Below are 21,704 nucleotides of genomic sequence, written 5' to 3'. Positions count from 1 at the left end.
TGGGGTGGGCCGCGGCCGTGTGCCGTGGTCCCGCCCGGCGCGGCGGGAGTCGGCGGAGCCGGCGCCGCGGACGACGTCAGCGACGCCGGTGACGTCAGCGTTGTAGACCCCTGTGAGCCCCGAGACGTGAGCCTCCCCGAGAGGAGCCCTACATGAGCCAGCCCGTCATCCACTCGCTGCGCAAGCAGATCCGCGAGCACATCGTCGAGGGAATCGTCAGCGGCCGCTGGCAGCCGGGCGAGCGGATCGTGGAGCGGCGCATCGCCCTGGAACTCCAGGTCAGCCAGACGCCGGTGCGCGAGGCGCTCCGCGAGCTGGAGTCCCTGCGGCTGATCGAGTCCTCGCCGAACAAGGGCGTGCGCGTGCGGGCCCTGACCGCGGGCGACCTGGAGGAGATCTTCCCCGTCAGGGCGGGCCTTGAGCAGATCGCGGCCGAGCTCGCGGCCGAGCGCCTGGCCAAGGACGTCTCCGCGCTGGAGCCCGAGGTCGCCGCGCTCGCCCGCGCCGACCTCTCGGGCGACGCGGAGGCGCAGGTGGGCCACACGGTGGCGTTCCACCGCGAGCTGGTGAAGGCGTCGGGCAACAGCGTGCTGCTCCACACCTGGGAGTCGCTCGGCATCGAGGTGGTCACCGCGTTGTCGATCCGCTGGCTCGGCACCCGTCAGCAGTCCTACGCGGAGGAGCACCAGGAGCTCATCGACGCGTTCGTGCGCCGGGACCCGCGGATCGGTGAGCTGGTGAAGGGGCACGTCCTGAACTGTGCACCGCGTGCCTGAGGCGGGCCCGGAGGCGTGGCACAGCGTGCCAATTTCTCCGATTCGCCGATTTTTTTGGTCCAAAGCTTTGATCGATCATCGATCAAAGGCTTAGAGTCGTTCTCGAAAGACGGACCGCGCCGCACTCCCTGTCCTGCCCGCAGCGCGGTTCCCACCCGAGGCCCGGGTCCCGTACGTCGCGCCGAAGCACGGGGCCAGGGCCTCACGGGTGTTCCCACCCCCGCGCCGCCGGCCCCTCCTCGCCCCACCGGCATCATGGAGCGCATGCGCGCGGCCCGGTTGATCAGGTTGGTCCTCCTGCTCCAGACCCGGCGGGCCATGACCGCCGCCGAGCTCGCGACGGAGTTGGAGGTCTCGGAACGGACGGTCGTCCGGGACGTGGCGGCCCTCTCCGAGGCCGGTGTCCCGGTCTACGCCGACCGTGGCCGCACCGGCGGGTACCGCCTGGTCGGCGGCTACCGCACCCGTCTGACGGGCCTGGGTCGCAGCGAGGCCGAGGCCCTCTTCCTCTCCGGTGTCCCGACCGCGCTCCACGCCATGGGCCTGGCCGACGCCGCCTCCGCCGCCCGGCTGAAGGTCTCGGCCGCCCTCGTTCCCGAGCTGCGCGACGCCCCCCAGGCCGCGGCGCAGCGCTTCCACCTCGACGCGCCCGGCTGGTGGCAGCCCTCCGAGACCCCCGAGCTGCTGCCCGCCGTCGCCGAGGCCGTGTGGGACGACCGCCGCCTGACCGTGGGCTACCGGCGGCGCGACGGCGCGGAGGTGGAGCGGCTGCTGGAGCCGTACGGGCTGGTGTTGAAGGCGGGGGTCTGGTACCTGGCGGCCGGCGTGCCCCCCTCCGACGGCTTCCGGGTCTACCGGGTGGACCGCCTCAGCCGCGCCGAGCCCGCCGGCCAGCACTTCGAGCGGGACGAGACGTTCGACCTGCCGGCCTTCTGGGAGGAGCGGGCGGCCGCGTTCTCCCGCTCGATCCTGCGGGCGGAGGTGGTGCTGCGGCTGACACCGGCCGGCACCAGGGTGGTGCGGCACCTGACCGACCGCGTCGCGGCCGAGGAGGCGCTGGCAGAGGCCGGGGAGCCCGACGAGCAGGGGCGCGTCACCGTCACGCTGCCCGTCGAGTCCCACGACGTGGCCTTCAGCCAGCTCCTCGGGCTCGGGCCCGAGGGCGAGGTCCTCGCCCCCGCGTCGTTGCGTCGCCGCTTCGCGGAGGCGACGGCCCGCGCCGCCGCCCTCTACGCGTGACGGCGGCCCCGCCGCCGCGCGCGGACCGCCCGCCCGGCCGGCCTCCCCGGGCTCACCTGTAGTCCTCGGCGGACGCCTCCCTGCCGCCGTACACCACGTCGGCGATGTACCCCCAGGCGTCCGGCCGGGACCCGTCCGCGTCCGTGAAGCCGTACTCCCGCGCCAGCCGTCCGCTGTCGAGCGACTGCCCGTTCCAGCGGGCCACCTCGGGGTCGGTCGCGAGCGCCGCCAGGGCCCGCGCGACGTAGACCGGCGACTCCGAGATCGCGAAGTGCGGGTCCTTCGCGATCCCCTCGCGCCAGGTCTCCTCGGTCACCTCGAAGTGCGTGTCGAGCATCGCCTCCGACCGCAGCCAGCCGGGTGAGAGCGCCACGGCCGTGCATCCCCGTTCGCCCAGCTCCTGCGCGAGTCCGAAGGCGATGCGGATCGGCGCGTTCTTGGCCAGGTCGTAGTAGAGGTGCTCGCGGTAGCGCCGGTTGGACTCGGCGGTGCCGTCGGTCACCTCCACCAGCAGCCCGCCCGGTCGGCGGGTGAGCAGCGGCAGGGCGTGGTGGCTGGTGACCAGGTGCGTCTCGACGCCGAGGCGCAGCATGCGCAGGCCGCCGGCCAGGTCCTGCTCCCACATCGGGCCGCTGAAGGGGAAGGAGAGGAGGTGGTCGCCGCCCCAGACGTCGTTGACCAGCACGTCGAGGCGGCCCTGTTCGGTGTCGATCCGCCGCACCAGGGCGCTGACCTGCTCGGGCACCAGGTGGTCGGTGGGCACGGCGATGCCGGTGCCGCCGGCCTCCCGGCCCGCCTCGGTGACGAGCTCCGCGGTCTCCTCGATCGTCTCGGTCGCCCGTCCGACCTCACTGACGTGGTCCCGGGTCGTCCGGCCGGTGACGTAGACCATCGCCCCGACCCGGCCCAGCTCCACGGCCATCGCGCGGCCCGCGCCGCGCGTCGCGCCGGCCACGAGGGCGACGCGGCCGGCGAGCGGCCCCCGCCCGTCCCCCGTGCCCGTCGCCGTCACCCTCGCCGCCGTTGTGCTCTCGTCCGCCACGTGTGTGGCCCCCTCACGTTCCTCGTAGTGCCGTGACGGACACCGAGGCTTCCACCGAAACACGACACCTGCTGTCCGACTTTCCGTCCGTCGTTCCGTTCGGTGCGCTGTCCGGGCGACACGGAGTGCGCGGCGGCGTCTAAGCGCGGATGCTGGAGCAGTGATGGACGAGACGGAGTTCTGGGAGATCGTGGACAGCACCCGCGACGCCGCGGGCGGTGATCCGGACGCCCACGCCGAACTGCTCGTCGACCGGCTGACCCGGCTCGACCCGGAGACGGTCAGCGACTTCGCCCGCCACTTCGAGGCCCGCTTCAACCGGGCGTTCCGCTGGGACCTGTGGGGTGCCGCGTGGGTGATGCTCGACGGCGCCGGCGACGACACCTTCGAGAACTTCCGCTGCTGGCTCATCGGCCAGGGCCGTGACGTCTTCGAGGGCGCGCTGCACGACCCCGACTCGCTGGGTGTGCTGCTGGAGCGGTTCGACGAGGCCAGGGACGGCGAGGCGGAGGACCTCGGCTACGCGGCCTACGACGCCTACGAGCAGCTGACCGGCGTCGAACTCCCGGACCTCGGGCTGCCCGAGCCGCCGCAGGAGCCGGAGGGCACCCCGCCGGAGTTCGAAGACGAGGAGGCCATGGCCGAGACCTACCCGCGCCTCTGGGCCCGCTTCCGCGTCTGACGACCCCACCCCGCGTCGCGGCCGGCGCGACGACGCGTCAGGATGTGCCCATGCAGCCCACGCACCCCACCGGACCCGAGGAGCGCGACGAGCCCGGGAAGCCCGACGAGCCCGCGAAGCGCGACGAGCCCGGGCAGCCAGCCGGCGACGCCTCCGCCGGCGCCCGTCCCGCCCGGATCGCCGTGACGGGCTCCTCCGGCCTGATCGGCTCCGCCCTGGTGCGGTCGCTGCGCGCCGACGGGCACGAGGTGGTGCGGCTGGTGCGGCGTCCGCCGCGGGCCGGCGACGAGGCGGAGTGGGACCCGAGCGGACGGCGGCGGGAGGTGACGGTCGCCGCGCTGACCGGCTGCGACGCCGTGGTGCACCTGGCGGCGGCCGGCGTCGGTGACCGGCGCTGGACCGCCTCCTACAAGCGGGAGATCCGCGACAGCCGGGTGGTGGGCACGGCCGCCGTGGCCGAGGCCATCGCCTCCCTGGACGTCCCGCCCCGCACGTTCCTGTGCGGCAGCGCGATCGGCTACTACGGCTACAGCGACCGGCCCGTCGACGAGGACGCGGGGCCGGGCACGGGCTTCCTGCCCGAGCTGGCCCAGGAGTGGGAGGCCGCCGCGGCGCCCGCCGAAGGGGCCGGCGTGCGGACCGTGCTGCTGCGCACGGGCCTGGTGGTGGCCCGTTCCGGCGGCGCCTGGGGCCGCCTCTTCCCGATCTTCCGGGCCGGCCTCGGCGGCCGGCTCGGAAGCGGCCGGCAGTACTGGAGCTTCATCTCGCTGGACGACCACGTCGCCGCGCAACGCTTCCTGCTGCGCGAGGAGACGGGCCTGTCGGGGCCGGTGAACCTCACCGGTCCCGAGCCGCTTCCCAACCGCGAGATCACCAGGGCCATGGGGCGCGCCCTCCACCGGCCCACGGTCTTCTTCGTGCCCACGCCGCTGCTGCGGGTCGTCGTCGGGGAGTTCGCCCAGGACGTCGTCGGCAGCCAGCGCGTCCTCCCCTCCCGGCTGCTGGCGGCGGGCTTCACCTTCTCCCACCCCGGCATCGACGCCGCCCTGCGCGCGGCCCTGGCCTGAGCGGGCCGGCCTCCGGCCGCCGCCGGACCAGCAGACCGGAGGGGGCGCCCGGTAGGGCGCCCGAACACGCCCGGTGTGCGCTGGGTGTGCGTCAATACCCGGTCCGTGCGCGTCTGACGCCGTCCGTCCGGCCCTGAGATGGTCTGCCGGGCCGGGATTTCCCGTGCCACGAGCGGGCATCAGTTCGAACAGGCTCACCCACGGCCTGTCCCGTACCGCCGCTCGCACCGCACCGACCGCTTCTCACCAGGAGGGCCCGTGCCTGGCAGCCGGACACACGGCGTGAATCCACACCCCGGTCCCCGTTCCGATCCCCGTCCCCACCACCGCTCCGAGGCCTCCGTCCCCGCCTCCCGCGCCGACCGTTTCCACCCGGTGCCGCGGCAGGCCGTCGAGGGCGGGGACGTCGCCGACGTCGTCGTCGTCGGCGCCGGGGCGGCGGGCCTGCTCGCCGCGCACCGGCTGGGCACCGCGGGCCTGAGCGTCGTCGTCGTGGAGGCGGCCGACCGCGTCGGCGGGCGCATGGCGAGCGACCGCCGCGACGGGTTCCGCCTCGACCGCGCCAGCCAACTGCTGCTCCCCAACCGCCCGGAGCTGCAGCGGCTTCCCCGTCCGCTGCCGCTGCGCCCCCTCACCGCCGGGGTCCTGGTGCGCGGCGCCGCCCGCACGGTCCGCGTGGGCACGGGCGACACGGACTTCCCCCGCATCGGGGTGGGGCCGGAGCTGACCGCGGCCGCCGCCCTGCGCCGGCGCGGCCTCCCCGCCCGGGTCACCGAGGGGACCCTCCGCCCGCTGCTCGCCACGCTGTTGGGGGATCCGGAGCTGGCCTCCTCCAGCCGGCTCGGCGAGCTGCGGCTGCGCGCGTTCGCCCGCCGCGGCCTCGCCCTGCCCGCCGCCGCGCCCGCCCACGGCGGGGTGAACGGCGCCGCCGCGGCGGCGGGCGGCGCTGCCGCCGCCGGCACGGTGCCGGACCTCCTCGCCGGCGCCCTGCCCCAGGAGGTGACGATCCGCACCGGTACGCGGGCCGTCAGCGTCGCGACGACCGCCGTCGAGACCGAGTCGACGCACGGGCCCTCACGCCGTCGCCGCGTGGTGCGCTGCCGCGCCGTCGTCGTGGCCACCGGCGTCGCCGAGGCGGCCAGGCTCCTGCCGGGTCTGCGGCTGCCGCCCCACCGCCCCGCGACGGTGCTCCACCACGCGGCGCCCGCGGCGTTGGCCGGAGAGCCCGCGCTGATCGTGGACGCCGCCAGGCGGGGACCTATCGCCCACACGATGGTCGCCTCGGCGGCGGACCCGGGGCGGGCCCCGCAGGGCTGGCGGCTGGTCACCTCCGTGGTGCTCGGCCCGCGGGCCGCCGAACCGGCCGAGCTGCTGGACAAGGCGGTCCGCCCCCAGCTGGCGGAGCTCTACGACACGCCCGCCGAGGAGTGGGAGCTGCTCGCCACGCACCACGACCCGCGCGCGGTGCCGGTGGCCTCGCCGCCGTACCGTGGGCCGCGGCGGGTGCGGCTGCTGGACGGGATCTACGTCTGCGGCGACCACCGGGACGCCCCCGGCCTCACCGGGGACCTCGCCTCGGCCGAACGCGCCGCCGACGCCCTCCTCGCCGACGCGGGCCTACACCAGCGCGTCTGACGCACGACGCGCCGCGTCCCGCCCCGACCCGTGTGGTGTCCGGGGCGGGACGGGACGGGCGGGCGCCTCAGACCAGCGCCGCCGTCTTCTCCCGGTACGCACGGACCGGCGCCGCGTCCCGGTACGGCTCAAGGCGGCGTTCGAAGTCCTGGAGATACTCCAGGGCACGGGCCGACCGCATCTCCGACGCCTGCTGCGCGGCCTCACTCGCCAGCACGCAGGCCTGCTCGACGTCGCCGAGCCCCAGCCGCGCGCAGGCCAACACCACCCGGCAGAACACCCTGCTGCGGGCGTACGCGGGTCCCCGCAGCTGGAGGGAACGCTCCGCGTGACGCGCGGCGGCGCGGTACTGCCGCAGGTCGCGGTGGCAGTGACCGAGCTCGTCCGCGAGCTGCGCCTCGTCGAAGAACCGGGCCCAGTGCGGCACCTCCTCCCCGCGCCGCGCCGCCTCCAGGGCGCGCTCGGCCCGCGCCAGCGCCGCCGTGCAGGACCGCACCTCGCCGAGGAGCCCGTGCCCGCGCGCCTCCACGGCGTGCAGCAGCGCCTGGACGGTGGGCGGCGCGGAGCTCGCGATGCCCTGCTGGGCGACGCGTGCCAGCTGCACCGCCTCCCTGCCGTGCCCGAGGTAGACCGCCTGCCGGCTCATCGACACCAGCACGTAGGCGCCGTAGGAGCGGTCGCCCGCGGCCTGCGCCAGACGCAGCGCCTGCACGAAGTACCGCTGGGCCAGGCCGTGGGCGGCGATGTCGTACGCCGTCCACCCCACGAGCCGGGTCAGCTCGGCGGCCGCCGAGAACAGCCGGCGTCCGATCTGCTCGCCGTAGGTGCCGCGCAGCATCGGCTCCACCTCGTGCTCCAGGTACCGCACGAGGGCCTGCCGGGCGTGGCCGCCGCCGTACGCCTGGTCCAGGGCCTTGAACAGCTCGGCCACCGAGCGCAGCGCCGCGATGTCGCCCGCGGTGACGCGCTGGCCCGGCCCACGGTCGATCCGGTCGAGCGGGCTCAGGCGCGCCAGGCCGGGCACGGCGGTGAGCTGGCCGGGCCGCAGGGGCCGCCCGACGGGCAGGCCCGGCGCTCCCGGCGCCGCCGTCAGGGCGGCGACCGCCGGCGGCCCCGGCGCCCCGGGCGTGGCCATCGACGGCGGGCGGCCGGGCCCCCGTCCCTGTTCGGGGACCCGGGTGAGCGGTCCCGCGGCGCCCTGGCCGCCTGCCGCGCCCGGCGTGCCGGCGCTCCCCGGGCCGCCGGCGCCGCCGGGCTCGCCGCGCGCCACCCGGTCGTCCGGTCTGCCGATGAGCCAGTCCCTGCTGGGCACGACGAGCCCGGCGGGCGTGAAAGCGATCTTGCGCAGCTCGGCGTAGCTTCCGGTGTCCTTGCGCCACAACCCGGAGACGATGTCGACCGCCTCGGCGGGGCTCGCCGCGAACTCCAGCCCCGCGTAGACCGGGGCGCACGCCTCCAGCCCCAGGTCCTGAGCGGAGAGCCGGCGGCCGAGCCGCCGGGTGAACACCTCGGCGATCAGCGCCGGCGTGGTGCCGCGCGGGCGCTGGCCACGCAGCCAGCGCGTCACCGAGGTCTTGTCGTAGCGGAGGTCCAGGCCGTGTTCGAGGCCGAGCTGATCGACCCGTCTGGCCAGCCCGGCGTGGGAGAAGCCGGCCTCGGCGATGAGGGCCGCGAGCTGGCGGTTGGGCGTGCGCTGGGGCGAGGCGGAGGTCTGGGAGGAGGTCGAGCCTCGAGGTCGTTCCGTGGACATCAGCGATGCGGTCTCCTGCCTTACGGCGTGCGGCTGGAACGGCGTGAATGTAACGGTCCTGAACCGCGCGATCACCGGCTCCAGCGAGGATTCATCCGTATGTGTGAGCCCGAGGCCGCCTGGAGTGCTCGAACGCGACCGCCGTAGAGTTGTGTGAGGCGCTCGACGCCATGGGCCTTTCAGGAGAGGTGAGCCGCCGTGAGCGAGCTGCGATTCGTCCGTCTGGGCTTCGGAGCCGATGCCGTCGAGTACCACGCGGCCTGGCAGGAGCAGCGACGGGTGCACGCCGCCCGGTTCGCCGACGAGGTGCCCGACACCTGCCTGCTGTTGGAGCACCCCCCGGTCTACACGGCCGGGCGGCGCACCGAGGACAACGAACGGCCGCTCGACGGCACCCCGGTGATCGACGTGGACCGGGGCGGGAAGATCACCTGGCACGGACCCGGGCAGCTGGTCGGGTACCCGATCCTGAAGCTGCCACGCCCGGTGGACGTCATCGCCCACGTGCGGCGGATCGAGGAGGCGGTGATCCGCGCCTGCGCCGAGTTCGGCCTGGAGACCACCCGTGTGGAGGGCCGCAGCGGGGTGTGGGTGCTGGGCGAGGGGATCGACCGGCGGCCGGCCGCGGCCGGCGGCGGCCTGTCGCTGGACTTCGATCCGCGGCTGGTCGAGCGGGACGAGGAGTTCGACCCGCGGCTGAGCGGCCCCGAGTACGCGCCGTCCAACGCGGGGCAGCGCGGCGAGGACCGCAAGCTGTGCAACCTCGGCATCCGCGTCGCCAAGGGCGTGACCATGCACGGCTTCGCCCTGAACTGCTCGCCGGACATGACGGCGTTCGACCGGATCGTGCCGTGCGGCATCCGGGACGCGGGGGTCACCTCGCTCTCCCAGGAGCTCGGGCGGGAGGTCACCGTCACCGAGGTGCTGCCCGTCGTGGAGAAGCACCTGAGGGCGGTGCTGGAGGAGTCGCTGCCCCTCCCCCGGGCCGTGTGACCCGGTGGCGGAGGCGTCCCCGGACCCGGCCGGGGAACCGGTGCGGGAAACGGCCCGGGAACCGGCTCGTGACCAGCACAAGCGAAGGCGTACGCTGGGGTTCGCCGAGGAATCAAAAGCGGTAGGGAGTAGGGAGGCGGACGTGTCCGCTGTCGCACCCGACGGTCGTAAGCTGCTGCGCCTTGAGGTTCGCAACAGCCAGACCCCGATCGAGCGTAAGCCCGAGTGGATCAAGACGCGGGCGAGGATGGGTCCGGAGTACCGGGAGTTGCAGGGCCTCGTCAAGCGCGAGGGCCTGCACACGGTCTGCCAGGAGGCGGGCTGTCCCAACATCTTCGAGTGCTGGGAGGACCGGGAGGCCACGTTCCTCATCGGCGGCGAACAGTGCACGCGTCGGTGTGACTTCTGCCTGATCGACACCGGCAGGCCCGAGGAGCTGGACCGGGACGAGCCGCGCCGCGTCGCCGACTCGGTGCGGCGGATGGGCCTGCGGTACGCCACGGTCACCGGCGTGGCCAGGGACGACCTGCCGGACGGCGGAGCCTGGCTGTACGCCGAGACGGTCCGGCAGATCCACGCGATGGTGCCGGGCACGGGCGTGGAGGTGCTGATCCCGGACTTCAACGCCGTCCCCGAGCAGCTCGCCGAGGTCTTCTCCTCCCGCCCGGAGGTGCTCGCGCACAACGTCGAGACCGTGCCGCGGATCTTCCGCCGCATCCGGCCGGCGTTCCGCTACGAGCGCTCGCTGGAGGTGCTGACGAGGGCGCGCGCGGACGGCCTGGTCACCAAGTCGAACCTGATCCTCGGGATGGGCGAGACGCGGGAGGAGGTCAGCCAGGCGCTGCGCGACCTGCACGAGGCGGGCTGCGAGCTCATCACGATCACGCAGTACCTGCGGCCCTCGCCGCGGCACCACCCGGTGGAGCGGTGGGTGAAGCCGGCGGAGTTCGTGGAGCTGCGCGAGGAGGCGGAGGAGATCGGCTTCTCCGGCGTGATGTCGGGGCCGATGGTCCGCTCCTCCTACCGCGCCGGGCGGCTGTACCAGCAGGCCGTCGCGCACCGTGAGGCGTCCTCCGACGAGGCGGCCTGAGCCGGGTCCGTCCCGTCCCGTCACCCGTCGGCCGGCACCCGCCGACCCCGTGTCCCGAGTCCGTGTCCGTGTCCGGTGGCACCGAAGCTGTCGAACGACTTTGACCGTCCGGTCACCGGCCGGCAATCACACCTGGCGAGACTTGAGTCCATGAGCACCATGATCGACACCCTGCGCGCCCTGGAGAGCCGGCTGCTGCGTGACGCGCGGCGCAACGCCCACGCCGCGGTCCTTCGGGACCGGGAGCGTGCGGCGGCGCGCCGCGCCACGGAGCGGGCGCTGCGGGCCACGGCCGCCGCGGACTGACCCGGGGCGGGCCGCCGGGGCGCTCCCGGCGGGGGCGGTGCGATCCGCCACCCCACCGGGTCCTGCGCGCCGTGCGGGCCCCGTACACTGACCGGCATGGCGCGGAAGGAAAAGGAACAAGGATCCGACTCCCCGGGGCGGCTGAAGCAGATCGGGCTGACCTACAAGATGGCCCGGCGGGCCGACCGGTGGATCGGTTGGATCATCTCGGCCGTCGGCCTCGGCACCTTCGGTGTCTTCCTGGCGTTCGGCTTCCTGATCGGTCACCCGATCTATCTCGGCATCCTCGGCTTCCTCGTCGCGCTGCTGACGACCGCGATCGTCTTCGGGCGGCGGGCCGAGCGGGCCGCGTTCAGTCAGATGGAGGGCCAGCCGGGCGCCGCCGCCGCGGTGCTGGAGAACATGCGCCGCGGCATCGTGTTCACCCCGGCCGTGGCGATCGACCGGAACCAGAACGTGGTCCACCGCGCCGTCGGCAAGTGCGGGGTGGTACTGGTCGGCGAGGGGAACCCGAACCGGCTGCGCACCCTCATCGCGGCCGAGAAGCGGCGGATGAACCGCGTCGTCTCCGACGTCCCGGTGCACGACCTGATCGTCGGGAAGGGCGAGGGCCAGGTGGAGCTGAAGAAGGTGCGCTCCACCGTCATGAAGTACCCGAAGGTGCTCTCGGGCCCCCGCGTCACGGAGGTCAACGACCGCCTGCGCGCGATGGGCGACCTGATGAGCAACATGCCGCTGCCGAAGGGCCCGATGCCGAAGGGCATGCGCCTGCCGAAGGGGAACGTCCAGCGCCGGCGCTAGCCGCCCCGCCCCGTCTCCCCCGCACTTCCGAACGTCCGACTCCCGAAACGTCCGACGCGCCGCCCGCGGGTCCCGCCGTCCTTCCCAGGAAGGCTTCGGCACGGCCCGCGGGCGCGCCCGTTCGGCGAGCGGGGTCGCAGGACCGGCGGACGGTGATCGGCGGCCACCGGGCGCGGGGGGCCTTCCGCGTCGCACGTCAGGCTCTCGCGGGTCATGCGGTCCTGGTGCCGGTCGGGGACGAGGGTGACCTCGTGAGGGGCGCCGTGACGTCGTCCCGAAGGGGTCCGTGCCCCGCCGTGTGCCGACGCCGGGGGTCAACGGCCGCGTGGGGCGGCAGCAGGCCGCGCGGGTCAGCTCCTGACCTGCACCGCGCCCGCGAACCGGTCGTGGAGGCCGCGGGTGTCGCGGTCCCAGATCAGCGCGGGGACCGCCAGGCACAGCAGCAGTGTCCGCAGCGCCGCGCGCGGGAAGCTCAGCCGCGCGCCGCTGACGGAGACGACGCGCAGGTTCATCAGCCGCTTGCCGGGAGTGACGCCGATCGTGCCGACGGTGGCGAGGCCCAGCAGGAAGAAGACGATCAGCGCCCAGTTGCTGGCCGCCGCCGGCTGACCGTCGGCGAGCAGACCGTATGCGATCAGGGTGCACAGCGCCCAGTCGATGAGGATCGCCAGCAGGCGCCTGCCCACGGGGGCGACGGAGCCCTGCCCCTCCTTCGGCAGCCCCAGCCGTTCACCTCGGTACCCGAAATCGACCCCCATGTCCTCGGCCGCAGCGCGCGGTCCGGACAGCCATGAGCCAATCGCCTGCCGCTTGTCCATTCGTCCACGGTAGCGCGGCGGGGTGGCGCGCAGGTCACCGGGCGTGGGGCCACGTCCCGGCCGTCACCTGGTTAACACCGGAGAAACAAATGGGTCATGCCTGAGAAACCGGATGTCTTTAGGGTCGCCCTCGGCAGGCCCGCGCGCCGGGCCATTCCCCGAGCTGCGAAATTCCCCGCCCACGCGGTGGGGCTAGGAGGACATCCGGATGTTCCAGAACCCCGACGAGATCACCAAGTACATCGCGGACAACGACGTCAAGTTCGTCGACGTCCGCTTCTGTGACCTGCCGGGCATCATGCAGCACCTCACCGTGCCGGTCGACAGCTTCGATCCGACCGGAAGCGTGATGTTCGACGGGTCGTCGATCCGCGGTTTCCAGGCCATCCACGAGTCCGACATGGCGCTCGTCCCGGACCTGTCCACCGCGCGGGTGGACCCGTTCCGCAAGGACAAGACGATCAACGTCAACTTCTTCATCCACGACCCGGTGACGGGCGAGGCCTACAGCCGCGACCCGCGGAACGTGGCGAAGAAGGCGGAGGCGTACCTCGCCTCCTCGGGGATCGCCGACACGGCGTACTTCGGCCCGGAGGCGGAGTTCTACGTCTTCGACGACGTCCGCTTCGAGACCCGGGAGAACGCCGGGTACTACTACATCGACTCCGAGGCGGGCGCGTGGAACACCGGCGCCATCGAGGAGGGCGGAAACCGCGGTTACAAGGTCCGTTACAAGGGCGGGTACTTCCCGGCGCCGCCCGTGGACCACTTCGCGGACCTGCGGGCCGAGATCACGCTGGAGCTGATCAAGGCCGGCCTGAAGGTGGAGCGGCAGCACCACGAGGTCGGCACCGCCGGCCAGGCCGAGATCAACTACGAGTTCAACACGCTGCTCGCGGCCGCCGACGACCTCATGCTGTACAAGTACATCGTCAAGAACGTCGCCTGGCGCAACGGCAAGACCGCCACCTTCATGCCCAAGCCGATCTTCGGCGACAACGGCAACGGCATGCACTGCCACCAGTCGCTGTGGTCGAACGGCACCCCGCTCTTCTACGACGAGCAGGGCTACGCCGGCCTGTCGGACACCGCCCGCTACTACATCGGCGGCCTGCTGCGGCACGCGCCGTCGCTGCTGGCGTTCACCAACCCGACGGTCAACTCCTACCACCGCCTGGTCCCCGGCTTCGAGGCCCCGGTCAACCTGGTGTACTCGCAGCGGAACCGCTCCGCCGCGCTGCGCATCCCGATCACGGGCTCCAACCCGAAGGCCAAGCGCGTGGAGTTCCGCGCCCCCGACCCGTCGGCCAACCCCTACCTCGCGTTCGCGGCGATGCTGCTGGCGGGCCTGGACGGCATCAAGAACAAGATCGAGCCGGCCGAGCCGATCGACAAGGACCTCTACGAGCTCGCGCCCGAGGAGCACTCCGAGGTCCCGCAGGTCCCGGCCTCCCTGCCGGCCGTGCTGGAGGCGCTGGAGGAGGACAACGACTACCTCCAGGCCGGCGGCGTCTTCACGCCCGACCTGATCGAGACCTGGATCGACTTCAAGCGCGAGAAGGAGATCGCGCCGATGGCGCAGCGTCCGCACCCGCACGAGTTCGAGCTGTACTTCGACGTGTGACAGGCGGCTGACGGTCCTTTGACCGTCGGCCGACCGTGGTCCCACGGGTGGGGCCCTTCCGTTCGCGACGGGAGGGCCCCACCCCTTTGGTCTCACCGGGTCGGCATCGGATCCCGGCGGTTCCGCGGCGGGCTCCGCGGCGGTTCCCCGTCGGGTTCCCGCCGGGTCAGCCCATGCTCTTCGCGCCGTCGATGGTCTCGCGCAGGATGTCGGCGTGGCCGGCGTGCTGGGCGGTCTCGGCGACGATGTGCATGAGGACCGCGCGGGCGCTCCAGCGCGCCCCCGGCTCGAACCAGGGGGCGCTCGGCAGCGGCTGGGTCGCGTCGAGGTCGGGCAGGCGGGCCACGAGGTCGTCGGTGCGGCGGGCGACCTCCTCGTAGGCCGCGAGCACCCCGGCCAGCGTCTCGCCGGGCAGCAGCCGGAACTCCCGGGTCCGCTGCTCGACGAGCTCCGGCGTCACCTCCGTGACGTCTCCCATCGCCGAGGGGCCCTCCAGGATGAACGCCGCCCAGCCCCGCTCGACCTCGGTGACGTGCTTGATCAGCCCGCCCAGGCAGAGCTGGCTGGCGGTGGGCCGCGTCGCGGCCTGCTCGTCGGTGAGGTCGCGGGTGGTGAACCGCAGGAAGTGCCGCGCCTTGCCCAGGGCCGCCAGCAGGTCCGCGCGCTCGCCGGTGAGAGTCAGCTCGTCGACCGTCATGTTCCGCTCTCCGTTCGTTGGTGCCGGGGCCTCACCCCGTCGTCGACCACGCTAGGAGCCATAGCGGTCAGTTTCTGACCTGAATGGGCCAGGAGCGCGAGAGAATCAGAACCATGGCGAACACCTCCGGCCGCATGCTCCAGCTGCTGTCCCTGCTCCAGACCCACCGGTACTGGCCGGGCGAGGAGCTCGCCGAGCGGCTCGGCGTCTCCGCGCGCACCCTGCGCCGGGACGTCGACCGGCTGCGCGAGCTGGGCTATCCCGTGCAGGCGCAGCGCGGCGTCGACGGCGGCTACCAGCTCGCGGCGGGCGCGGCGCTGCCGCCGTTGGTGATGGACGACGAGGAGGCCGTGGCACTGGCCGTGGGACTCCAGACCGCCGCGGAGGGCTCGGTGGCGGGCATCGCCGAGGCATCCGTGCGCGTGCTGGCGAAGGTGGTGCGGGTGATGCCCACCCGCCTGCGGCGGCGGGTGGAGGCGCTGCGCGCCATGACGGTGCCCGCCCACTGGGACGCTCCCCTCGGCGCCCGCGTCGACCCCGACGTGCTGACGGTGACGGCGCTGGCCTGCCGGGACGACGAGCGGCTGCGGTTCGCCTACACCGCCGCCGACGGCCGCCGCACCGAGCGGCACGTCGAGCCGCACCGGCTCGTGAGCCTGGACCGCCGCTGGTACCTCGTGGCCTACGACCTGACCCGTCGGGACTGGCGGAGCTTCCGCGTCGACCGGCTCGTCGGGCCGCGCGGCGACGGCGTGCGCTTCCGCCCGCGCCCGCTGCCCGCGGAGGACGCCGCCGCGTACATCCGCGCGGGGTTGAGGGACGCGACCCGCCCGTACGAGGTGGAGGCGCTGGTCGACGCGCCGGCGGCGGCCGTCAGCCAGCGGATCGGGCGCTGGTGCGCGGTCGAGGAGGTGGACGCCGCCACGTGCCGGGTGCGGATGTCGGCCGCGTCGCTGGACTGGCCGACGATGGCGCTGGGCACGATCGGCGCGGAGTTCCGGGTGCTTCAGCCCGCCGAGCTGCGCGAGCAGGTGCGGGAGTGGGGCGAACGCTTCACGCGGGCGGTGGACGCCACGCGGCGCGGATAAATCGCGCGACGGCGTCGGATGGGGGGTGCTAGCCTGTGCGCGCCCGCCACGCCTGGCGGGGCGCGTGCCCGTGGCACGCGACGCCGGCTGGTGCGAGTGACCGGGAGGTGAGGTTGATGACTGTCGCGGTGATGTCCGCTGCCCTGTGCGGCGCCCGTTCGTCCATCCACCCCTTCCGGACCCCGGCCTGACCGTTCGTTCGGTCGCCACAGCCTGTCCCGCTCGGTAGCCCGCCCGGCTTCCGGGTCGACGGCCCACCCGTGCGCGCGCCGGGGGCGGATCCCCGCTTCGAAAAGGGTCACTCGCCTTGCGTTCCTTCACCTCCTCACCGTCCTCCCCCACTCCTCCTCCGCCCCCGCTCGCCGCCTACGGCTGGGACGAGGGGCTGGAGCGTGACTTCGCCGCCCACCGCGACGCCGGACTGGTGCCCGGCCGCGTCGTCGCCGTCGACCGCGGGCAGTGCGACGTCGTCACCGACGACGGCACGGTGCGGGCCAGCACCGCCGCCGTCTTCTCCTCCGATCCCGTGTCCGCGCCGTGCACGGGCGACTGGGCCGGGCTCCACCCGGGACAGCCCGGCCCCGGGGTGCGGGGCCTGCCGGAGATCGCCGTCCTGCTGCCGCGCCGCACCGCGATCGTGCGGGCCGCCGCGGCGGCCACCTCCCACGGCCAGGTGCTGGCCGCCAACGTGGACACCGTCGTGCTCACCGTCGCGCTGACCGAGGCGCTGGACGCCGGGCGGCTGGAGCGGCTGCTCGCCCTGGCCTGGGAGAGCGGCGCCCAGCCGGTGGTCGCCCTCACCAAGGCCGACGGCGAGCACGCGCGGTACGCCGCCGAGACGCTGGTCGAGGTGGCCGAGGTGGCGCCGGGCGTGGACGCCGTCGCCACCAGCACCCTGACGGGCGAGGGCCTCGACGTGCTGCGGTCGCTGCTGCGCGGCACCGTGGCGCTGCTGGGCCGGTCCGGCGCGGGGAAGTCCAGCCTCGGCAACGCGCTGCTCGGTGACGAACGCCTGGCCACCGGCGCGATCCGCGCGCAGGACGGCAAGGGCCGCCACACCACGGTCCGCCGGGAGCTGGTGCCGCTGCCGGGCCTGCCCGGCGAGGGCGGCACGCTGATCGACACGCCGGGGCTGCGCGGCGTGGGTCTGCACGAGGCGTCGGCCGGTCTGGAGCAGGTCTTCGCGGAGATCGAGGAGTTGGCCGCGGAGTGCCGGTTCGGCGACTGCGGCCACGACTCGGAGCCGGGCTGCGCGGTCCAGGCCGCGATCGAGGCGGGCGAGCTCGCGCCGCGCCGGCTGGCGAGCTACCGCAAGCTCCAGCGCGAGAACGCCTGGGCGGCGGCGCGCAGCGACGCCCGGCTGCGGGCGGAGCAGACCCGGCAGTGGAAGGTGATCCACAGGGCGCAGCGGGCGATGTACCGTTCGCGCGGCCGGGACAGGTAGCCGGCGGCCGGCCTGGCCGGACTCGGCCGGTCGGGACACACACGGTCGGGACACACACGGTGGGGCGCCGCACGCGTGCGCGGCGCCCCACCGTGGCGTGTGTGCCTTCCGTCAGTCGGTCGTCTTCATCGCCCCCCTCGCCTTGGCTGCCGCGGCGACGCTCGCCAGCCCGAGGAGGAAGACCACGCCGCCGACAATGACGTTGCTGAGGATCACCCCGCCGTCCGGGCTGTCGCCCACGATCCACGGGGAGATCACCAGCCAGGCGCCGATGGCGCAGATCGCCCAGCTCAGGCCGTACATCCGCTCCGGTGCCGTGGTGAACCCCAGTGCCAGCACGGCCAGCGCGAGGCCCACGATCAGGTTGTTGATCATGAGGTCGGGCTGACCTGCCGTGAAGCCCACCACCCAGGGCGAGACGGCGACGTAGAGTCCGGCGAGGAACACGGGCGCGTCGACGAACATCACGTCCTTGCCACCGAGGACGCGGTCGTAGCGCGCCCGCATCTCCATGGCGTCGGGATGTCCGGTCATCTCCGTGCGCTCCACCGTCCTGGCGTGAGAGACGTCGGTCATGTGAGGTGCCTCCTTCGTTCCAGCCGTGTAGGCCATGGGGAGGACAACAAGACACTTCCCATTATGCTCGCACATAAGACATTCGCGACATTTACCACAGTCGGCGCGACGGAGACAGCCGGGAGGCTCCGTGAGGGTGACGGGGGCGGCGACGAGCGTGCGGCGGCTGCCCGACGGGCTCCCTCGAGACCCTCGAGCCGGGGGCCCCGAGCCGGGGGCCCCACAACGGGGGTCGGCTCCGGGTCGGGCCCCCTGATTGCCCGTACCCGGAGCCTTCCACCGCCCACAGGCCGCTCGCGGCCGGATAGTGCGACTTCCCGTTCCACCGGCGGTCAAACGCGGCCGGGGCCGGGCCCGTCGTGTCGGCGCCGCCCCGACGGGGTACTCGCGAGAGCCCGAGCACGAGAGGTGGACAGCCATGCAACAGCGAGGTAGTGACCGGGTCAGCCCCCAGCGCGACGACGCGATGAAGCGCGAGCTCGACGACCGGCTGCGCGCCGAACGCCCCCTCCGTGCCGAGGAGTGGCGGGACCCCGAGCCGACCGCCGAGGACGATCCCGAGGTGGCCCGGCGCACGGTGCCGCCGCGCGGCGACCCCGACGTCGACGAGGCGGAGGACGTGGAGTTCCGCTTCGAACTCGCCCGGCACCTGCGGCCCACGATCTTCCCGGCCAAGCGCCAGGAGGTGCTCAGCACCCTCCAGGCCGAGCACGCGCCGGACGCCCTCGTCGAGGCCGCGCGCGAGCTGCCGAAGGGCGTCACCTACGTCAACGTCCAGGAGGTCGCGGACGCCCTCGGGCGCGGCCCCAGCCGCTAGGCGCTCGTTGGTGGCCACGCCCCCACCGCGCCCGCCGACGGGGAAAAGCGGTGGGCCGAGCGTTCCGCGCCGCCGTAGCCTGCCGGCATGACGCCGCGCACCGGCACCGGGCCGACACTCCCCGTCTATCCGCCGAAGCCGCGGCCGGGCGACAGGATCGCCGTCGTCTCGCCGTCCGGCGGGCTGGCGGAGGTCTTCCCCGGCCCTCACGAGCTGGGGCTGCGGCGGCTGACGGAGGAGTTCGGCCTCCAGGTCGTCGAGTACCCGGGCACGCGGACCCTGCGGACCTCACCCCGGCAGCGGGCGGCGGAGCTGCACGAGGCGTTCGCCGACCCCTCGGTCGCGGCGATCGTGGCCAGCATCGGCGGCGAGGACCAGATCACCGTGCTGCCCCACCTCGACCGCGAGCTGGTCCGGGCCCACCCCAAGCCGTTCCTCGGCTACAGCGACAACACCGCCCTGCTGGCCTGGCTCGCCGCCACCGGCGTCGTCGGGTACCACGGCGGCAGCGTGATGGTGGAGTTCGGGCGGCCCGGCGCGATGCACCCCGTCACCGCGGACTCGCTGCGCGCCGCGCTCTTCACCTCCGGCCCCCACGAGCTGCGGGAGGTGACCTCCTCCAACGACATCGAGCGCCCCTGGCACGACCCGGACGCGCTGGCCCGCGAGCCCGGGGCGGAGCCGTGCCCCGGCTGGAGCTGGCACCGGAGCGACCGGGTCGTCGAGGGACGCGCCTGGGGCGGCTGCGTGGAGGTGCTGGCCTGGCTGCTGATGGCCGACCGCGAGATCGGTGAGCCCGCCGAGCACGAGGGACGGGTGCTGTTCCTGGAGACCTCCGAGGACCTGCCGCCGGCCCGCGAGGTCTACCACGTGCTGCGGAGCATGGGCGAGCGCGGCCTGCTGCGCCGCTATCCCGCCGTCCTGGTGGGCCGGGCCAAGGCCCGGTCGTTCCGCGACCCCCGCCCCGAGGCCGAACGCGCCGCGTACCGCCGCGAGCAGCGCGCGGCCGTGGAGCGGGCGCTGGCGGAGTACGCGCCGGAGGCGATGGCCGTCTTCGACGTGGACATCGGCCACACCGACCCGCAGCAGGTCATCCCCTACGGCGGGCTCGTCCGCGTGGACGGGCCGGCCGGGCGGATCACCGTGACGTACTGAGTGTGCGCCGCCCCGTCCCTTGCGGCACTCCCTCCCCCAATGTTTGACTGAGTCAATGACTGGCTCAACAAACGGTCGGGTGCCCGAGGACGAGGCCGTGCGGCGCATCCGGGAGTTCAACCGCGACTACACCCGGCTCATCGGCGCCCTCGACTACGAGCACCGGCTCGGCACCCCGTACTCGCTGCCGCAGGCCCGCGTGCTCTACGAGCTCGCCCAGCGCGACCGGCTCCCCGTCACCGAGCTCCGCCGGGAGCTGGAGATGGACGCGGGACAGCTCAGCCGGCTCCTCACCCGGGCCGAGGAGGACGGCCTGCTGACGCGGCGCCGGGACCCCGACGACTCGCGGCGCCAGCTCGTCGAGCTCACCACCGCCGGACGCGCGGCGGCCGCGACGCTGGAGAGGCGTTCCACCGAGGTGACCGGCACCCTGGTCAGGGACCTGACCACCGCCGAGCGGGAGCTGCTGCTCTCCGCCCTCGGCACCGTCAGCGGCCTGCTCCGCCTGCGGCCCGCCGCGCGCCGTGCCGCCCGCCCCGGCGACGCGACGCCGCCCTACCGGCTGCGGCCGCCGCTCCCCGGCGAGCTGGGCTGGGTGGTCCAGCGGCACGGCGCGCTCTACGCGGCGGAGTACGGCTGGAACGCGGCCTTCGAGACGCTCGTCGCCGACGTCGTCTCCCGGTACGCCCACGCCCACGACCCGGCCCGCGAGGCCCTGTGGATCGCCGAGCTGGACGGCGCCCCCGTCGGCTCGGTCCTGTGCGTGGACGAGGCCAGGGAACACGAGGTGGCGCTGCCCACGGCCCGGCTGCGGCTGCTGCTGATCGAGCCGCACGCCCGGGGCCTCGGCCTGGGGCGCGCGCTCGTGGAGGAGTGCCTGCGCTTCGCCCGGCGGGCAGGGTACGCGCGCATGGTGCTGTGGACCAACGAGAGGCTGGGCAACGCCCGCCGGATCTACGAGAGCGTCGGCTTCCGGCTGAGCGGCAGCGTGGTGGAGAACCGCTTCGGCCGCGAGGAGACGGCCCAGGACTGGGAGCTGGACCTGGCCACCGCGCCGGTGTAGGGCCCGCGGGGGCCGCCGCGCGGGCGGGCCGCGCGGCCGGCCGGTCTCAGGACGTGGGAGCGGCCGGCGCCGGGACGGGGTGGGGCTCGGCGGGCCGGTCCGCCGGCACGGGCCCGAGCGCCTCCTCGGCCGCGGCCAGGATCTCCGTCACCCGCAGCCCGAAGCGCACGTCGCACGGGTGCGGCTCGCCGGTGCGGACCGCCTGGAGCAGCGCGTCGACCGCCCGACCCGCCGCCGGGACCACGCCGCCCTCGGCGCGCTCGGGCAGCGTGGAGACCCCGGCGGCGCCCCGCAGCTCGGCGGTGACCGCCGCCGCCTGCGGCGGCACGGTGTGGCTGACGGTGACGGTGCTGGAGGCTCCGGAGGCGTGGCGCAGCACGATGTGCACCATGTCGCCGGGGCCACGGGCGGCCGTGACGGCCCCGGCGCCCGGCAGCAGCTCGCCCAGCGGCGGCAGCAGCACCGACAGCGCGTGCGGCCCCACGTCCCACAGGGCACCCCGCTCGCGCCGCCAGGGCGAGGCGGCGTACGCGCTGTCCGCCCCGCCGAAGACCGGCGAGAACCAGTCGGCCCGTCCGGTCAGCCAGCCGTCCGTGGCGCTCTGGGCGGCGACCCACGCGGCCGTCTCCTGGGAGAACCGCAGGGTGAAGAAGACCACGGAGGCGACGCCCGCCCGCCCCACGGCGTCGGCGAGCTCCCGCGCGCCGGCCACCGTCGTGGCCACCGGCTTGTCCAGCAGCAGGTGACGCCCGGCCTCGGCCGCCCTGATCGCGAGCGGCGCCTGCACGTCGGGGGGAAGCGCGACGGCCACGGCCTCGCAGTCGGCCAGCAGCGCGTCGACGCTGTCGTGTGCACGGGTCCCCAGCTCGTCGGCCAGGTCCGCCGCCGCCTCGGGGCGCCGGCCCCACACGCCGACCAGCTCGACGTCGGGATGCGCGGCGAGCGCGGGCCCGTGCGCCCTGCGGGCCCAGGGACCCGTTCCCAGCAGGCCGAATCTCATGACGGCGCCTCCTGTCAGCGGTCGGTCGGCGGTCTGTCAGC

General features: G+C 74.4%; 21 protein-coding genes. 15 read left to right on the top strand and 6 right to left on the bottom strand.

Annotated features, from left to right (window positions below; all coding sequences use genetic code 11):
• The first annotated feature begins 152 nt into the window (after positions 1 to 152).
• On the top strand, positions 153 to 776 hold the full coding sequence (locus ACTWP5_RS07395; RefSeq protein WP_443219941.1) for a GntR family transcriptional regulator: 624 nt from the start codon (positions 153 to 155) through the stop codon (positions 774 to 776).
• Between the two features lie 264 nt (positions 777 to 1,040).
• On the top strand, positions 1,041 to 2,015 hold the full coding sequence (locus tag ACTWP5_RS07390) for a helix-turn-helix transcriptional regulator (protein ID WP_443219940.1): 975 nt from the start codon (positions 1,041 to 1,043) through the stop codon (positions 2,013 to 2,015).
• 52 nt (positions 2,016 to 2,067) lie between these two features.
• On the opposite strand, the gene ACTWP5_RS07385 is transcribed toward ACTWP5_RS07390, so the two are convergent.
• Positions 2,068 to 3,027, bottom strand: a complete 960-nt coding sequence (locus ACTWP5_RS07385; protein WP_443219956.1) for an SDR family oxidoreductase — start codon at positions 3,025 to 3,027, stop codon at positions 2,068 to 2,070.
• A 193-nt stretch (positions 3,028 to 3,220) separates the two neighbouring features.
• Between ACTWP5_RS07385 and ACTWP5_RS07380 the strand changes: the two genes are divergently transcribed.
• The 3 genes from ACTWP5_RS07380 to ACTWP5_RS07370 all read left to right on the top strand — a co-directional run bounded on the left by ACTWP5_RS07380 (position 3,221) and on the right by ACTWP5_RS07370 (position 6,441).
• Positions 3,221 to 3,739: a DUF4240 domain-containing protein gene (locus tag ACTWP5_RS07380; RefSeq protein WP_443219939.1), complete on the top strand. Its 519-nt coding sequence runs from the start codon at positions 3,221 to 3,223 to the stop codon at positions 3,737 to 3,739.
• 50 nt (positions 3,740 to 3,789) lie between these two features.
• Complete coding sequence (locus ACTWP5_RS07375; protein ID WP_443219938.1) at positions 3,790 to 4,806, top strand: TIGR01777 family oxidoreductase; 1,017 nt, start codon at positions 3,790 to 3,792, stop codon at positions 4,804 to 4,806.
• Positions 4,807 to 5,088: 282 nt separating this feature from the next.
• The gene (locus ACTWP5_RS07370; protein ID WP_443219937.1) at positions 5,089 to 6,441 is read left to right on the top strand and encodes an FAD-dependent oxidoreductase; all 1,353 of its coding nucleotides are present in this window, start codon (positions 5,089 to 5,091) and stop codon (positions 6,439 to 6,441) included.
• Positions 6,442 to 6,508: 67 nt separating this feature from the next.
• Here ACTWP5_RS07370 and ACTWP5_RS07365 read toward each other — a convergent pair whose 3' ends face one another.
• Positions 6,509 to 8,191: a regulator gene (locus ACTWP5_RS07365; protein ID WP_443219936.1), complete on the bottom strand. Its 1,683-nt coding sequence runs from the start codon at positions 8,189 to 8,191 to the stop codon at positions 6,509 to 6,511.
• Positions 8,192 to 8,389: 198 nt separating this feature from the next.
• Between ACTWP5_RS07365 and lipB the strand changes: the two genes are divergently transcribed.
• The 4 genes from lipB to ACTWP5_RS07345 all read left to right on the top strand — a co-directional run bounded on the left by lipB (position 8,390) and on the right by ACTWP5_RS07345 (position 11,381).
• Positions 8,390 to 9,184 (top strand): lipoyl(octanoyl) transferase LipB, encoded by a 795-nt coding sequence (lipB, locus tag ACTWP5_RS07360; RefSeq protein ID WP_443219935.1) that lies wholly within the window; start codon positions 8,390 to 8,392, stop codon positions 9,182 to 9,184.
• A gap of 142 nt (positions 9,185 to 9,326) precedes the next feature.
• Positions 9,327 to 10,274: a lipoyl synthase gene (gene lipA, locus ACTWP5_RS07355; RefSeq protein WP_443219934.1), complete on the top strand. Its 948-nt coding sequence runs from the start codon at positions 9,327 to 9,329 to the stop codon at positions 10,272 to 10,274.
• A gap of 150 nt (positions 10,275 to 10,424) precedes the next feature.
• Complete coding sequence (locus ACTWP5_RS07350; RefSeq protein ID WP_443219933.1) at positions 10,425 to 10,580, top strand: hypothetical protein; 156 nt, start codon at positions 10,425 to 10,427, stop codon at positions 10,578 to 10,580.
• A 96-nt stretch (positions 10,581 to 10,676) separates the two neighbouring features.
• Positions 10,677 to 11,381 (top strand): DUF4191 domain-containing protein, encoded by a 705-nt coding sequence (locus ACTWP5_RS07345; RefSeq protein WP_443219932.1) that lies wholly within the window; start codon positions 10,677 to 10,679, stop codon positions 11,379 to 11,381.
• 350 nt (positions 11,382 to 11,731) lie between these two features.
• On the opposite strand, the gene ACTWP5_RS07340 is transcribed toward ACTWP5_RS07345, so the two are convergent.
• Entirely contained in the window at positions 11,732 to 12,199 is a 468-nt protein-coding gene (locus tag ACTWP5_RS07340; protein WP_443219931.1) for an RDD family protein, read from the bottom strand.
• 208 nt (positions 12,200 to 12,407) lie between these two features.
• Here ACTWP5_RS07340 and glnA point away from each other — a divergent pair, with 208 nt between their 5' ends.
• The gene (glnA, locus tag ACTWP5_RS07335; RefSeq protein WP_443219930.1) at positions 12,408 to 13,823 is read left to right on the top strand and encodes a type I glutamate--ammonia ligase; all 1,416 of its coding nucleotides are present in this window, start codon (positions 12,408 to 12,410) and stop codon (positions 13,821 to 13,823) included.
• 166 nt (positions 13,824 to 13,989) lie between these two features.
• Here glnA and ACTWP5_RS07330 read toward each other — a convergent pair whose 3' ends face one another.
• Entirely contained in the window at positions 13,990 to 14,520 is a 531-nt protein-coding gene (locus tag ACTWP5_RS07330) for a DinB family protein (protein WP_443219929.1), read from the bottom strand.
• A 113-nt stretch (positions 14,521 to 14,633) separates the two neighbouring features.
• On the opposite strand from ACTWP5_RS07330, the gene ACTWP5_RS07325 reads away from it, so the two are divergent.
• Together ACTWP5_RS07325 and rsgA are read left to right on the top strand one after the other, a co-directional pair.
• Positions 14,634 to 15,608 (top strand): helix-turn-helix transcriptional regulator, encoded by a 975-nt coding sequence (locus tag ACTWP5_RS07325; protein WP_443219928.1) that lies wholly within the window; start codon positions 14,634 to 14,636, stop codon positions 15,606 to 15,608.
• Between the two features lie 307 nt (positions 15,609 to 15,915).
• Positions 15,916 to 17,052: a ribosome small subunit-dependent GTPase A gene (gene rsgA / locus ACTWP5_RS07320; RefSeq protein WP_443219927.1), complete on the top strand. Its 1,137-nt coding sequence runs from the start codon at positions 15,916 to 15,918 to the stop codon at positions 17,050 to 17,052.
• Between the two features lie 111 nt (positions 17,053 to 17,163).
• On the opposite strand, the gene ACTWP5_RS07315 is transcribed toward rsgA, so the two are convergent.
• Entirely contained in the window at positions 17,164 to 17,628 is a 465-nt protein-coding gene (locus tag ACTWP5_RS07315; protein ID WP_443219926.1) for an SPW repeat protein, read from the bottom strand.
• Positions 17,629 to 18,046: 418 nt separating this feature from the next.
• On the opposite strand from ACTWP5_RS07315, the gene ACTWP5_RS07310 reads away from it, so the two are divergent.
• The 3 genes from ACTWP5_RS07310 to ACTWP5_RS07300 all read left to right on the top strand — a co-directional run bounded on the left by ACTWP5_RS07310 (position 18,047) and on the right by ACTWP5_RS07300 (position 20,663).
• Positions 18,047 to 18,445, top strand: coding sequence for a DUF2795 domain-containing protein (locus ACTWP5_RS07310; protein ID WP_443219925.1), 399 nt, complete (start codon positions 18,047 to 18,049; stop codon positions 18,443 to 18,445).
• 87 nt (positions 18,446 to 18,532) lie between these two features.
• Positions 18,533 to 19,600 (top strand): S66 family peptidase, encoded by a 1,068-nt coding sequence (locus ACTWP5_RS07305; RefSeq protein ID WP_443219924.1) that lies wholly within the window; start codon positions 18,533 to 18,535, stop codon positions 19,598 to 19,600.
• Positions 19,601 to 19,655: 55 nt separating this feature from the next.
• Complete coding sequence (locus tag ACTWP5_RS07300) at positions 19,656 to 20,663, top strand: GNAT family N-acetyltransferase (RefSeq protein ID WP_443219923.1); 1,008 nt, start codon at positions 19,656 to 19,658, stop codon at positions 20,661 to 20,663.
• 46 nt (positions 20,664 to 20,709) lie between these two features.
• On the opposite strand, the gene ACTWP5_RS07295 is transcribed toward ACTWP5_RS07300, so the two are convergent.
• Positions 20,710 to 21,663 (bottom strand): Gfo/Idh/MocA family protein, encoded by a 954-nt coding sequence (locus ACTWP5_RS07295; RefSeq protein WP_443219922.1) that lies wholly within the window; start codon positions 21,661 to 21,663, stop codon positions 20,710 to 20,712.
• Positions 21,664 to 21,704 lie beyond the last annotated feature (41 nt).

The organism is Streptomyces sp. 4N509B, assembly GCF_052245655.1.
Lineage (GTDB): Bacteria > Actinomycetota > Actinomycetes > Streptomycetales > Streptomycetaceae > Streptomyces.
The sequence above is the reverse complement of the archived record's forward strand: the minus strand, read 5'-3'. Positions and strand labels throughout refer to the sequence as shown.